Source organism: Mucilaginibacter sp. (genome assembly GCF_965277465.1).
Lineage (GTDB): Bacteria > Bacteroidota > Bacteroidia > Sphingobacteriales > Sphingobacteriaceae > Mucilaginibacter.
In genome coordinates, this window is record NZ_CBDICW010000002.1 from 1822748 (window position 1) to 1838712 (window position 15965).

At 38.6% G+C, this 15965-nt stretch carries 7 protein-coding genes; all 7 read left to right on the plus strand.

The genetic code is table 11. The features are described 5' to 3' along the window. Positions 1–19: 19 nt before the first annotated feature. Positions 20–2470: an FtsX-like permease family protein gene (locus ACQY4U_RS20315; protein WP_428331290.1), complete on the plus strand. Its 2451-nt coding sequence runs from the start codon at positions 20–22 to the stop codon at positions 2468–2470. 27 nt (positions 2471–2497) lie between these two features. Next, a complete protein-coding gene (locus ACQY4U_RS20320; protein WP_428331291.1) occupies positions 2498–4996 on the plus strand; it encodes an ABC transporter permease in 2499 nt (832 codons plus the stop codon). A gap of 198 nt (positions 4997–5194) precedes the next feature. Beyond that, positions 5195–7624: an ABC transporter permease gene (locus ACQY4U_RS20325; RefSeq protein WP_428331292.1), complete on the plus strand. Its 2430-nt coding sequence runs from the start codon at positions 5195–5197 to the stop codon at positions 7622–7624. Between the two features lie 43 nt (positions 7625–7667). Next, on the plus strand, positions 7668–10058 hold the full coding sequence (locus tag ACQY4U_RS20330) for an ABC transporter permease (protein WP_428331293.1): 2391 nt from the start codon (positions 7668–7670) through the stop codon (positions 10056–10058). 43 nt (positions 10059–10101) lie between these two features. Continuing rightward, entirely contained in the window at positions 10102–12531 is a 2430-nt protein-coding gene (locus tag ACQY4U_RS20335; protein ID WP_428331295.1) for an ABC transporter permease, read from the plus strand. A 35-nt stretch (positions 12532–12566) separates the two neighbouring features. After that, positions 12567–14966: an ABC transporter permease gene (locus tag ACQY4U_RS20340; RefSeq protein WP_428331296.1), complete on the plus strand. Its 2400-nt coding sequence runs from the start codon at positions 12567–12569 to the stop codon at positions 14964–14966. A gap of 313 nt (positions 14967–15279) precedes the next feature. Continuing rightward, positions 15280–15957 (plus strand): ABC transporter ATP-binding protein, encoded by a 678-nt coding sequence (locus tag ACQY4U_RS20345; RefSeq protein WP_428331298.1) that lies wholly within the window; start codon positions 15280–15282, stop codon positions 15955–15957. Positions 15958–15965 lie beyond the last annotated feature (8 nt).

Consider the following 15965-nt stretch of genomic DNA (forward strand, 5'->3'; position numbering starts at 1 on the left):
CTAACCCAACATAAAAATCATGATAAAAAACTATTTTAAAATTGCCCTCCGCGGATTTTGGCGTCACAAGGTGTTCACCCTGATAAATATTATAGGTTTATCAATTGGGATCAGTGCAGCACTGGTAATTTATCTTATTGTTCATTTCGATTTTACGTTTGATAACTTTCATCCTGATAAAGACCGTATATACCGAGTAGTTACCAACTACACCTTCTCGGGCGAAGCAAATTATAACAGCGGAGTTACGGGCCCATTACCGGATGCTGTTAAAAACGAAGTAACAGGTTTGGAAACATCGGCCCCATTTTTTACGCAGGGCGAAGCAAACGTAACCGTAACACAAAATAAAAAACCCGAAAAGTTTAAGCATAATACGGGTGTTGTTTTCGCCGGGCCTGAATTTTTTGGCATTATTCAATATAAATGGCTGGCAGGTTCGGCTAAGTCATCTTTAAACGGGCCTTACCAATTAGTATTAACATCGGCCCAGGGCAAAAAATACTTTCCTTCATTGTCATACGATCAGATGCTGGGCAAACAGGTAATTTATGAGGATACCATAAAAACCACCGTTACAGGAATTGTACAGGAATTTACAGAAAATACGGATATTACTTTCCATGATTTTATTTCCTTCGAAACCATGAAGGTGAATAACGACCTTAAACAGCAATTAACAGAATGGGGAGGTACCACATCAAACTCTCAATTTTTTATAAAACTGCTGCCTAAAACAACAGTTAAAAATATAGAAGGCCAATTAAATGCCTTACTAAAAAAGCATAATCCGCCAAAGGCCGAAAACAAAGGCAGCACACAGGATTTTCACTTGCAGCCCTTAGGTGATCTGCATTTTAATAGTAAATATGGCACTTTTGATACTTCGCCAGCAAATAAAACCACTTTATATGGCTTAATGGTAATTGCTTTATTTCTGTTGTTATTGGGTTGTATCAATTTTATAAATCTGACAACGGCACAGGCAGGCCAGCGGTCAAAAGAAATTGGCATCCGCAAAACTATGGGCAGCACACGTGGGCAGCTTATATTTCAATACTTGAGCGAAACTTTTATAATTACCCTGTTTGCGGTTCTTATTGCTGTTGCGCTTACACCACTTATCCTGAAACTATTTGCTGATTTTATTCCTAAAGGCTTAACCGCTAATTTTTTCCATCAGCCCGATCTGATACTGTTCCTTTTTGTACTAACCGTTGTTGTTAGCTTATTATCAGGATTTTACCCGGCACTTGTGCTGTCGGGTTATAAACCTATCCTGGTACTTAAAAATCAGGCTTATGCAGGTACCAGTAAAACACGTAATGTTTGGCTGCGTAAATCGTTAACGGTTACCCAGTTTGTGATTGCTCAGTTTTTTATAATGGCCACGGTTTTGGTAAGCAAGCAGATCTATTTTGCACTACACACCGATCTTGGTTTTAAAAAGGACGCAATTATTTATGTATACACTCCCTGGAAGGACAGGAGCCAGGGTCATAAGCAAATATTGCTGGATAAGATCCGTTCGCTGCCACAGGTTGCATTGGTTAGCGTAGGTGGCGATATACCGTCATCAAATGGGTGGAACTCGCAGGAGATCACTTATAAGGATGGTAAGAAAGAAATAAAAACCGATCTGCAAACCAAAACGGGTGATGAAAATTACATTAAAGTATACGGTATAAAACTACTTGCCGGAAGAAACATTACCATGGCCGACACCGCATCGGGTATGTTGATCAATAGTAATTATGCCCATATCTTAGGTTTTAAAGATGTAAAACAAGCTATTGGTAAAATGATAGACTTTGGTAAAAAGAAACAAATTGTAGGGGTTATAGCCGATTTTCACCAGGCATCGCTGCATGCGGCTATTAAGCCATTAGCTATTTACCCAAGCGCTAAATTTAATAACGGCACTATTCATATCGCCTTAAGGCCGCAAACAGCCAATGATGGTGGGGATTGGAAAAAAGCAATTGCTGCAATTGGGGAAACATGGAAACAGGTTTACCCAGATGATGATTTTGATTATCACTTTTTTGATGAAACTGTTGCTAAATTTTATAATACTGAGCAGCATACCTCAACATTGCTTACCTGGGCAACGGGCTTATCTATATTTATCAGCTGCCTGGGTTTATTGGGCTTGGCTATTTACACCACTAACCAGCGTACTAAGGAGATTGGTGTACGTAAGGTTTTAGGTGCTTCTGTAGCACAAATAGTTACACTACTATCAACAGAGCTGATATGGTTGATATTGTTAGCTTTTGTAGTGGTTACGCCAATTGCCTGGTACGCCATGAATAAATGGATGGAAAGCTTTGTAGACCGCACAGCTATAAGCTGGTGGATATTTGCGATAAGCGGTGCTGCTATGCTGCTTGCAGCTGTATTTACATCAAGCTTTCAAACAATCAGGGCTGCAATAGCCAACCCGGTTAAAAGCCTCAGAAGCGAATAATCATATTGAAAAATTAATAGTAAAACTATGTTAAAGATCAACCTAAAACTGGCTTTCCGTAATATTTTCAGGAACAAGCTGTATACAACTATCAATATTATTGGCTTAAGCGTAGCCAGTGCCTTTTGTATACTGGTTTATTTATATGTAAAAAACGAGCAGTCGTTTGATAGTTTTCATAAGGATAATGAACAGTTGTTCAGGGTAGAAGAAACAGATCTGTTCGGTTCATTCAGAGGGGATAAATTCAAAAAGAATTTTTTTTCCTTCCTGATGAAGGATGCAGAAGTAAAAAGGATGATTCAAACGCCAATGATACTGGCTGGCGATCTTAAAAAGACCTTTCCGGAAGTGGAGAGTGCCGTTCGTATTAAAACAATGTACAACCCGATCATCAAAATTGGTAACCAGAGCTTTAAAGAGAATGGTGACAATGCAGCTTATGTTGATGCTGATTTTTTTAAGATATTCAATTTTCCATTGGTTAGCGGCAGTTCATCAAATGTATTAGCTTCAGCCAACCAGGCGGTAATAAGCCAGCGATTGGCTAAAAAGTATTTTGGTGCTTACAACCCGGTTGGTAAAACATTAGCTGTAGACACCGTACTATACACCATTAGTGCGGTTGCAAAGGATTTTCCTTCAAATTCGAGTTTTCAATACGACCTGATAGTTCCCAGGGAGTCTGATCCTGATTATTTGGGTGGAATGGGGCAGGGTACTAACAGCTTTAGTGATTACCTGATCATAAAGCTTAAACAGGGAACTAATACTTCCATATTCCAAAAAAAACTTACTGATTATAGTAAAACTTACTTTAAAGCATTTGCTGAAACCATGCAGAAGTATGATACCAAGCATGAGTTTAAAGCTGTAAATATTTACTTACGTCCATTTGCCCAGGCGCATTATAACGAAAGCGAGGACTGGAGCCACTACACTGATCTTAAAAATATTTACCAGTTGGGTTGCCTTACCGTTGTTATCCTGCTTATTGCCTGTTTAAACTATATTTTACTAACACTTACCAACGCCATATCGCGCTCGCAGGATGTTGGCGTACGTAAAACTATTGGTGCTGGCCGCAAACAAATTGTGTTGCAGTATTACACCGAAACACAGCTGCTTGCTTTTATTGCCGTTATAACCGGTTTTATATTGGCATCGGTATGCCTGCCATTTTTTAGTAATCTTACAGGAACAGTTTTACAGCTGTCATCTTTTTCTTTTGGAACCATAGCGGCATTGTTATTTGGCCTGGCAATAGCCTTGGGCTTATTGGCAGGTATTTACCCGGCAATGGCCATGTCTGGCCTTAAACCGTTAAATATTATGCGTGGGTTTTCGGCTTATCGAATTAGTCCGCTTTTATCAAAAAGTTTGGTAGTGCTACAATTTACCATTTGTGTTATTTTGGTTATTTCAACCCTGGCTATTAATAAACAAATGCACTACGTTAATAACAGCAGCATGGGCTTTGATAAAGACCAGGTAGTGATACTGCAGAACCCGTATAGCTGGAAACAGGTGCAGCAGTCTGACGCGTTTAAAAAGATTTTTTATAACTATGCTGCTACCGAACCTGCTATACAGGACGTTACAGACGCATCATTTAATTTTGGTGCCTATAACTATTCGGGATTTATGCTTGATGGTAAAAAGGTGATGTTACAGGCCTTAAATGTTGATTATAATTATTTCTCTTTTAACAAAATCCCCATCCTTAACGGCAGAACATTTAACAAAGACATAGCAGGTGATAGTGCAGAATTAAAAGTTCCTTCACTCGGAAAATCAAGCCACAGTTCGTCAATTAGGCATGCCATTGTGGTTAATGAAACACTTTATAATATGCTGGGTAAACCGCAATTAGGTGTGTTAAATACTGCTATTAACGGGGTTATTATTGGTGTTTGTAAAGATTACCATACTGATGATTTTACCAAGAAGATAGAGCCCGCCTACCATACAGTTAATGCAAATCGTACAGCATATTATTGGGTGAAGATTAAAGCAGGAAAAAGCATCCCGAAAACAATGGAAAAAATAAAGGATAACTGGAACAAGTTAACCGGTAACTTACCTTTCAGCTATACATTTATGGATGAGGATGTAGCCAAAAAGTATGAAGCCTACTTGCGCTGGATGACAACTATAACCACATCCTGCATTCTGGCCATAATTATTGCCTGCCTCGGGCTTTTCGGATTATCAGGTCTTACAACCATTAACCGTACAAAAGAAATAGGCATCCGTAAAGTATTAGGGGCATCGGTATCAAACCTGTTCCTGCTGCTTAACCGGGGCACTATTTTACTGGCAACCGGATCATTTATTATAGCCGCCCCCATAGCTTTTTATTTGGTACATGAGTGGCTTGATAACTTTGCTTACCGCATAAAGCCCGATTGGACATTGTTTGTTTCGGCAGCAATAATAGCTATGCTTACAGCCATATTTGCAGTAAGCTACCATACCATTAAAGCGGCAATGAGCAACCCGGTGAAAAGCTTAAAGAGCGAATGATTTAAGTTATAGCATTGAGAAAAAAGCCGTTTAAATGTTTATTTCAATACTATAAAATATTCAACTGTATCATTAACGAACATATAGTGTTACACTTACGAACATATTCGTATAATTTTAATGTTTTTAATTATTTGATTATCAATTAATTAAACTTTTGGTACGCCTTTTAAGTATTATCAGTTATATCATTTTATTATGCTTAAAAACTATTTCAAAATCGCCTGGCGTAATATTATCCGCCATAAAGGATATGCAGCCATTAATATATCAGGGCTTACAGTAGGTATAGCTGCCTGCCTGCTCATATTTGTTGTGGTACAATATGAATTAAGCTTTGAAACCTTCAGGCCAAATTTTAAAAACATTTACCATGTAGTAACACAAGAAAAACGGGAAGATGGCTTTGCCTACAATCCCGGTATTGCTATCCCTTCAACCGATGCTTTGCGTTTGGATTTTCCCCAGGCAAAGGTGGCGGCCATAAATACAAATTACGGCAGCCAGGTTACTGTGCCCGATAATGGTTCATCAGGTGGTGTCAATGATAAAAAATTCACCGAGAACATAGGCGTAATGTTTATGGAGCCGCAGTTCTTTGACATTTTTAGTGCCACATGGCTGGCTGGCGACGCAAAGACACTGGCAGAACCCAATATGGTGGTTATAGACAAAAGCAGTGCTATAAAATACTTTGGCGACTGGAAAAATGCGATGGGCAAATCCCTTAAAATGGATAACGTGCTCAATTTAAAAGTAGCCGGCGTAATTGAGGATGCCCAGCCCAACAGCGATTTCCCGCTTAAAGTATTGGTTTCGTTTATAACCTGGAAACAGCATCCGAATGATTACGGATACAGCAACGATTGGCACTCAGTAAGCAGCAGTCACCAGGTGTTTATGCTTTTACCTCCAAGTGAATCTATTGATAAAATAAATGCACAGCTTAAAAACTTTAATTACAGGCACTCAGGCGATAAGGGCCGTGTAAGCAGGATTCAGTTTTTACAGCCTTTGAGCGAAATGCACTTTGATACCCGTTTCGGTAATACCATCGGCGATCATTTAACCACTAAAGCAACCCTCCGTACACTATCATTTATAGCCATTTTGATCATCATAATGGCCTCAATCAACTTTATCAATCTATCAACGGCACAATCAGTAAGCCGTTCAAAAGAGGTTGGGATCCGTAAAGTATTAGGCAGCAGCAGGGTGCAACTCATCAACCAGGTAATTGGCGAAACAGGGATCATTGTGGTAGGTGCAGTAGTATTGGCTGTAATTATTGCAAAAATATCCTTGCCATATCTAAAAAACATTGCCAACGTACCCGATGATATTAGCTTAATAAGTGCGGGCAGCCTGCTGTTTTTAGTATTGGTTACTATTGTGGTTGTACTTTTATCAGGAGTATATCCCGCATTGGTAATGTCGGGCTTTAAACCTGTTTTAGCATTAAAAAATAAAATAACAGCTGCTTCTATAGGTGGTATCCCGCTTCGCAGGGGCTTAGTTGTGGGGCAGTTTGCCATATCACAGTTATTAATTATCGGTACTATCATTGCTGTGAAGCAAATGAACTTTGTTAACGCGGCCGATCTGGGTTTTAACAAAAGTGCGGTTCTGATCATTCCCGGATATACAGATAGCATCAGTTTGGGTAAAATCCAATCGTTTAAGGAGCAGCTACAGCAAAATTCTGATGTTAAGTCGGTAAGCTTTGCATCTGATGCACCCTCATCAGAAAATAACTGGGGTACTAATTTTTACTTTGATCATTCGGAAAAGGAACTCGGTATCACTACCTTTTTAAAGTATGGGGATGTTGACTATTTTAAAACTTACGGACTGCGTTTTGTGGCTGGTAAAGGTTATGATCAAAGTGATACCATACGCCAGGTAGTGGTGAACGAAACCTTTCTTAAAAAGTTAGGGATTAAAAACCCTGAAACTGCAATAGGCAAAACCGTACGTTTGGGTGGTAATAAAGCATTTTGGGCACCTATAGTTGGTGTAGTTAAAGATTTTAAAACCAACTCGTTACGTGAAATAGTTAAACCAATTGTTATTTCTCCGCGCAAAAAATTCGAATCGCAGGTAGCTATTAAAATCGAAACTAAAAACCTAAGTAAAACAGTTTCAAAATTGCAAAAGCAATGGGAAAACATGTATCCAGAGTATGCTTATAACGGCTTTTTTCTTGATGACAACATAGCCCAGTTTTACAAGCAGGAAAATCAGCTGGCATTGGTTTACAAAATATTTGCTGCTATAGCAGTATTTATCTCATGCCTTGGTTTATATGGACTGGTATCTTTTATGGTTGTTCAGCGCACGCGGGAAGTGGGCGTACGCAAAGTATTGGGTGCATCAGTAAGTAGTATTGTGTTCCTGTTCTCAAAGGAGTTTATGATTTTGATAGGTATATCATTTGCCATTGCTGTACCTGTATCCTGGTACCTGATGGCCGGCTGGTTGCAAAGCTTTGTTTATCGTATCACCATAAGTGCCGATGTGTTTTTATTGGCTGTTTTCTCGTCTATAATATTAGCTTGTTTAACGGTAGGGTATAAGGCAATAAAAGCAGCGCTTACCAATCCGATTAAAAGCCTAAGGAGCGAATAAACTAATTTAGTTTTTAACTGACAGATATAGATGTTTCTATAAGATGATAAAGAATTATTTAAAAATCGCATGGCGTAACATTGTGAATAGTAAGGTTTACAGTGCGATCAATATTTTGGGGCTGGCTGCAGGGATGGCTGTGGCTTTGCTTATTGGCTTATGGGTATTTAATGAATATTCATACGATAAGTTCTTACCAAATTACAATCAACTATACCAGGTCGAACTAAATTTTACCAGTCAGCACGATGGGGAACATACACAGACTGCATTGGCAATTCCTTTATCAGATGTATTAAGAAAAGAAATACCGGGAATTAAACGGGTTGCAGAGGCTGATTATTTGGGCTGGATGAACCACGATCTTTTAGTGGGGGATAAAAAGCTGTACCTGGGTGGTGGTGCAACACATCCTGATTTTTTAAAAATGTTTCAATATCCTTTTGTTAAAGGAAACGCACAGTCTGCCTTAACCGAAACCTATTCAATTGTTTTAACAGAATCAACCGCTAAAGCATTATTTGGAAACGATGACCCAATAAATAAATATGTTCGTTTTGATAATAAGCAAAATTTAAAGGTTACCGGCGTATTGAGAGATCTGCCAAAAAATGCAACCTTGCAATTTAGTTACCTAACTCCTTTCAGCTTTAAAGAACAAACTGAATCCTGGATGAAGGGTGCACGCACCACCTGGACTAATAATTCATTTACAACTTATGTAGAACTGCAACCCGGTGTAACCTATGAGCAGATTGAACCTAAGATAAGGAACATTGTTTATCAAAAGAGCCCGCAGATGCGGCCTGCCAAGCCCGTTGTGGTGTTGCATGCTTTAAAAAACTGGCATTTATACTCCGACTTTAAAAATGGTAAGGAAGTTGGCGGCTTTATTGACTATGTACGCATGTTTAGCCTCATCGGTATATTGGTATTGATCATTGCCTGTATCAATTTTATGAACCTTTCAACAGCGCGCTCTGAAAAAAGGGCCAGGGAAGTAGGTGTTCGTAAGGCAATAGGTTCACAGCGTAAAGATCTGATATTACAATTTTTAACAGAATCAGTATTAATAACTTTTATTGCATTCTTGTTATCGTTAGTGTTTACGCAGCTGGCATTACCATCTTTTAATAAGCTTATTGGCAGTTCTATAAGTATCCCTTATGGCAACCCCTTGTTTTGGACAGTGATGATATTATATGTATTAATTACTGGCTTATTAGCAGGCAGCAGGCCCGCGTTTTACCTGTCATCATTTAACCCGGTACAGGTTTTTAAGGGGGCTATTCAAGTTGGTAAAGCGGCTGCATTACCGCGCAAAATATTAGTAGTGGTTCAGTTTAGCTGTTCTATCGCGCTAATAATAAGTACTGTTATTGTGTATCAGCAAATACAGTATGCTAAAAACAGGCCCACAGGTTACAGCGCTGCCCGTTTAATGATGACTGATATGAGCGGCGATCTTATTACGCATTATGATGCGCTAAAAAATGAATTGTTAAGCAGTGGAATAGTAGAGAGTGTAGCAGCAGCATCAAGCCCGGTAACTAATGTTTACAGTCATTTGTCGCTTGATAAATGGCCCGGAAAAAATGCGGGTGATGAATCGGTAAATATTGGTGGTATCTGGGTATCAGACAGCTATTTTAAAACTTTGGGAATAACCTTTAAAGAGGGGCACGACTTTGCAGCCGATTGGAAAACGGACACCCTAAATGTTGTGCTTAACGAAGCTGCGATAAAACGTATCGGTCTTAAAAATCCTATAAACCAATTAATAACGTGGAATGGAAGCAACTTACCTGTCCGCATAATTGGTGTAGTAAAAGATGCCTTGATGGAATCACCGTTTACGCCTGTTGCACCAGCAATTTTCTGTCATGGGCAAGGTGGTAATACTGTTATGTACCGCTTAGCAAAAAATGTAAGCACGCACGATGCTATTGCAAAACTTACAAAAATATTTGATACCTATAACCCTGCCTATCCATACATCTATCAGTTTGTTGATGATGAATACAACCACAAATTTAATCTTGAGTTATTAGTTGGTAAACTGGCTGGGGTATTTGCCGGCCTTGCTATTTTTATATCATGCCTTGGCTTGTTCGGCCTTGCAGCTTATGTTGCCGAACAACGTACTAAAGAAATCGGGATCCGCAAAGTACTGGGGGCGTCTATATCACAGGTTTGGCTGCTCCTCTCACGCGATTTTATTTTATTAGTTATAATTAGCTGTGTAATAGCTTCACCAATAGCGCTTTATTTTTTAAAAGGTTGGTTGCAAAAATATGATTACCGTATTACTATCGGCCCCGGGGTATTCATATTATCGGCCTTAGCTGCAATTGTAATTACACTGATCACTATAAGTTTTCAAGCAATTAAAGCAGCTTTAACAAACCCGGTAAAAAGCCTAAGGAGCGAATAATAGATTTGAGGATATTATTTCAATAGCACAAATAAAGTAGGTAATGATAAAGAACTATATTAAAACTGCATGGCGCAGCCTTATCCGCAATAAAAGTTATACCATTATAAATATTACTGGTTTAGCTGTGGGCATAGCTGCCTGCCTGCTTATTTTTTTGGTTATAAACTTCGAAAACAGCTTTGATAATTTTCACCCTAAAAAAGATCATATATACCGGGTACTTACTGCTTTTAAAAACCAGCAGGGCGGGGTAGACCTGGATAGCGGGATCCCTTTTCCAACAGCAGATGCTTTAAGGATCGATTTTCCGCAGTTAAAGGATATTACGGCTGTAATGCGCAATAGGGGCAGTTATTTTATGGTGACGACCAATGGTAATGAACAAACTGTAAAGAAGTTTAAAGAAGATGATACCTTTTATGCTGAACCGCAGTTTTTTAATGTTTTTAAGTTTGATTTGCTGGCCGGAGATAAAAAAAGCTGCCTTAACGAACCCAACAGTATAATTTTAACAAAAAAAGAAGCCAATAAGTTTTTTGGCGACTGGAAGGATGTAATTGGCAAAACAGTAAAGCTTGATAATAAACTAACACTCAAAGTAACAGGGGTTTTAAAAGACATACCGGTAAATACAGATTTTCCGCTGAAGGCAGTAATCTCATACGCCACTTTAAGGGTTAAAGGGAGTGATTTTTATAACAATATGCAGGATTGGGTTAGCATCATAAGCTCCAACAATTGTTATGTTGTACTGCCTGAAAATCAAAATATCAAACAGTTTAATGTTGAGTTAGCTGCATTTGCAAAAAAGCATCAATCGGCAGAATATGCATCACAAAGTATGCAACTTCAGGCGCTTACCGATTTGCATTATGACAGTTCGGTTGACATATACAGTAATCATCCGTTCAGTAAACAACTTATCAATGCCATCAGCTTAATAGGTTTATTTCTGCTGATAATAGCCTGTGTTAATTTTATAAACCTGGCAACAGCACAGGCAGTAAACCGCTCAAAAGAAGTAGGCATCCGTAAAGTATTGGGCAGTAGCCGCAAGCAACTGATCTTTCAGTTTATCAGCGAAACATTGATCATTACTTTATTGGCGGTTGCGTTGGCTATAGGCATAACAAGTTTAGCGCTTCCCCCACTTAACCAGTTAATGGAAATTGAACTCAGCAAGTCCTTTCTGTTTGAACCTGTGGTTCTTATTTTCCTTGCTGGGTTAGTTGCTGGGGTTACATTATTGGCAGGCTTTTATCCGGCAATGGTATTATCGGGCTTTAATCCCATAACGGCGCTTAAAAATAAGATAGCAGCATCCAAAGCAAGTGGTATATCGCTAAGAAGAGGCTTGGTGGTATTACAATTTTGCATAGCGCAGGTATTGGTTATTGGCACTTTGGTAATCATCAGCCAAATGAATTATTTCAGTAATAAATCATTAGGCTTTGCAAAAGATGCAGTAGTTATGGTACCGCTCCCGGCTGATAGCTTAAGTGAAAGCAGGATGAGCTCATTAAAGAACCAGCTTTTAGAAGCACCTGGTATAAAAGATGTGAGCTATAGCTTTGCAGGCCCATCCGATTATACAAGTTGGAATACTGGATTTAGGTATAATAACTCCGATAAAAAGACAAAGTTCAGTGCCAATTTAAAATGGGCCGATGCCGAATATTTTAAGCTTTATAAACTGCAGTTTTTGGCAGGTCAGCCTTATAAAACCGGAGATACAGTGAGCGGATATGTAGTGAATCAGGCCCTGATAAAAGAATTAGGCATTCGCGATCCTAAAGATGCAATTGGTAAATACATTCAGTTAGGGTATAATAAATCAAAGCATGCTCAAATTACCGGTGTGGTAAAGGATTTTAATGTCAGTTCACTGAAAGATGCTATTCCTCCGGTTTTGATGGGGTCATGGAAAAAAATGTACCAGGTGATCAACATAAAAATTGAGCCATCAAATATCAATCAAAGCCTTGCATCCATCGAAAAGCTTTGGAACAAATCATTCCCTGATTATTTATATGAGTACCAGTTTTTAGATGAAAAGATTGCCACTTTTTACAAAAATGAAAATCAACTATCACAGCTTTATAAAGTATTTGCTGGCATAGCCATTTTTATTTCTTGTCTGGGCTTGTATGGCTTAATATCATTTATGGCAGTACAACGTACCAAAGAGGTTGGGATCCGCAAAACATTGGGTGCATCGGTAGGTCATATTGTTTACCTTTTTTCAAAAGAATTTACCCTGCTAATTTTAGTGGCGTTCGCAATTTCGGCGCCCGTTGGCTGGTATTTTATGAATAAATGGTTACAGGCATTTACGTATAAAATAACCATAGGCCCCGGCATATTTGTATCAGCCATATTGCTATCCGTAATAATTGCCTGGTTAACTGTGGGGTGTAAAGCCATCAGATCGGCATTGGCAAACCCGGTAAACAGTTTAAAAAACGAATAATCCTTATTAGACAAAAGATTCCAATAAACTAAACCATGATAAAAAATTACCTAAAGATCGCCTGGCGAAACATCTGGAAGAACAAGGTTTTTTCGGCAATTAACATTATCGGTCTGTCCATTGGTATGGCAGCCTGTATTGTTATCATGCTGTTTGTTTCGTACGAAAAGAGTTTCGACAATTTTCACACCAAAAACATTTACCGTTTAAACGAGGTTCAAAAATTTCCGGGGATGGTGGCATCGCAAAAGGTTGCACTATCCATGTTCCCGATGGGGGCAACGCTAAAAGCTGAATTTCCGGAGATCCAGAATTTTACAAGGATCCGCTGGCAGGAGAAGTTTCAATTAACTTACCAGGAAAAAAGGGTGTTTATACCCGAAGCCTTTTTTGTGGATACCACTTTTCTTAACATATTTGATTTTAAGCTGATAAAAGGCGACCGGGCAACTGCGTTATTAAAACCGCACAGTGTTTTACTTACACAGGCTACCGCTGAAAAGCTTTTTGGCAACCAGGATCCTATTGGCAAAACAATTACCCATTATGGTGGCGATACAGCCAGTTATGCTGTTACCGGTATAGTAGCAAATCCACCAAAAAACTCGCAGTTACAGTTTGATGGTTTATTTTCTTTCAGTACTATTTTTAAACCCTGGATGATCAATAACTGGGGTGGTAACTGGCTAAATACTTATTTAGTATTAGCCCCCGGGACTAATATCAATGCCCTTGAAAAAAAGATGCCTGATTACCTGAAAAAACACATAGGCGGTACAGACTGGAATCATTACGAGTTGTTTTTTTTGCCGCTTAAGGATGTACATGCCAACTCTGCCGATATTGGGCTGGATTACCTTAACTATCAGAAATTTGACAGGAAGCTAACTAACCTTTTTGCTGCCATAGCACTTATTGTATTGGTAATAGCTTGTATAAACTTTATCAACCTTTCAACCGCCCGCTCTGCCGAAAGAGCCAAAGAGGTAGGTATAAGAAAATCAATAGGGGCGTACCGCTTTCAATTAGCCATACAGTTTTTAGGCGAAACCGTTATGCTCTCCCTAATAGCATTAGTTTTTGCTGTTGTGCTGGTTGAAATTGCATTGCCGTACATCAATAACCTTAGTCAGCGGGAAATAAGTCTTCCGGTTTTTAGTAATTTGGGGATAACAGGATTGATTGTTGTTTGTACTATAGTTGTAGGCTTAATCTCGGGGATCTACCCGGCGGCTTATTTGTCCGGATTTCAGCCTGTACAGGTATTGAAAGGATCCATTCAAACAGGTAAAAATAAAGGTTTATTAAGGAATATATTGGTTGTTGGGCAGTTTACAAGCGCCATCTTTTTAATGATAGCCACTGTGCTTGTTGTAAAGCAATTAAACTTTATGCAGAAACGTGATCCTGGTTTTGTACGCGATCAGGTAGTTACTGTGCCCTTAAATATGGTTACACCTGCAAAGTATGATCTGCTTAAGCAACAATTGTTAAACAGTTCACTAATCAGCGGGGTTACCGCATCGCAGGATAATCTGGGTAGCCATTTGGATCAGTCAGGAGTCGAGTTTCATCCGGCAGATGGGCCTAAACGGCAATTAACTGCTACTCAGCTTATAGTTGATAATGATTATTTGAGTTTATATAAAATAAAACTGTTAGCGGGTAAAAACTTTTCGGGCGAGAAAACGCAGGAAGGTAAGGAATACATCATTAATGAAACCCTTGCTAAAGAGTTATTAAAAGATCAAAAAGGGAAACCGCTATCATCGCTAATCGGCCTGCGTTTTGGATATGATTCATTGGGTACTATAAAAGCTATAGTTAAAGATTTTAACTTTAACTCGCTGCATTATAAAATTGAAACCTTATTTATATTGAGTGATAAAGGCAATGGCTTTAGCACCATGTCGGTAAAAATTAATGGTGGCAAAACTACCGAAGCTATTGACTATATAAAAACAACCTGGAAAAGTATTGAGCCCGAAATTCCATTTAGCTACCAGTTTTTAGACGATCATTTTAATGATGTTTACCGTGTTGACGATCAGGTAAGTAAAATTGTAGGGATGCTGGCCGCACTGATCATTATTATCTCTTGCCTGGGCTTATTTGGCCTAGCCTCGTACTCTGCCGAAAAAAGGGTGAAAGAAATAGGTGTTCGCAAGGTACTTGGTGCATCAGTACAAAATATTACCCTGTTACTTTCGGGCAATTTTCTGAAACTGGTTTTGATTGCCAACCTTTTTGCATGGCCAATAGCCTGGTTTTTTATGAGTAAATGGTTGCAGGATTTTGCCTTTCGCATCAGTATTCAATGGTGGGTATTTGTTTTAGCGGGGATAATTTCATTACTGATAGCTTTTTTAACAGTAAGCTTTCAGTCTGTTAAAGCAGCTATAGCCAACCCGGTTAAGAGTTTGAGGAGCGAATAGTTTTACACTAAACTAAACAGCCTTAAGTCTGGAGTTTTAAGTCATCCAAGTATGATTTTAATGCTCCGGATTTAAGGCTTTTTGGTTTAATCTATTGTATCATTACCGTACGCTTCCTGTTACATAAGCGAACAGTAATTACTTTATCTTTTATTGTTAACTATTTGATTATAAGATTATTAAAAGTTTGGTATATTATTGATACTTAAGTGGCATATCAGGTAAGTAAATACCGTTAATTAAAATACTTTATTTAATAAATTAGCGATCCGGTAAATCACTAATTCAACAAATTACTAATTAATTTATACACATGTTATCACTACAGCATATTTCAAAATACTACCAGGTTGGCGGCAATAAAAATTTTGTACTTAACGATATTAACCTTGAGGTTGATGAAGGTGAATTTATTTCCATTATGGGCCCTTCAGGTTCCGGAAAATCAACCTTGTTAAATGTTATAGGTATGCTTGATGAACCCTCAGACGGCTATCATTATTTTGTTAATAACGCAGTGCATCAGCTTAAAGACAAACAGCGATCGGCTTTATATAAGCAATACATAGGCTTTGTATTTCAGGCCTATCATTTAATTGATGAACTTACTGTTTATGAAAACATTGAAACCCCGCTAATTTACCAGGATTATAAAAGCAGCGAACGTAAAGCCATAGTGGCTGATATGCTTGATCGTTTTCAGATAGTAGGAAAAAAAGATCTTTTCCCGGCGCAGCTATCAGGAGGACAGCAACAGTTGGTGGGTATAGCGCGTGCACTTATTGCCAAACCTAAACTGTTATTGGCAGATGAGCCTACAGGTAACTTAAATTCAAAACAAGGCGACGAAATAATGCAGTTGTTCCGCAAGCTGAATAAAGAAGATGGTGTTACCATAATCCAGGTAACGCACTCCGAGAAAAATGCAGAATACGGTTCAAGGATCATTAACCTTTTAGATGGTAAAGTAGAATCATCCAGAAAATTCTAAACCGAAAA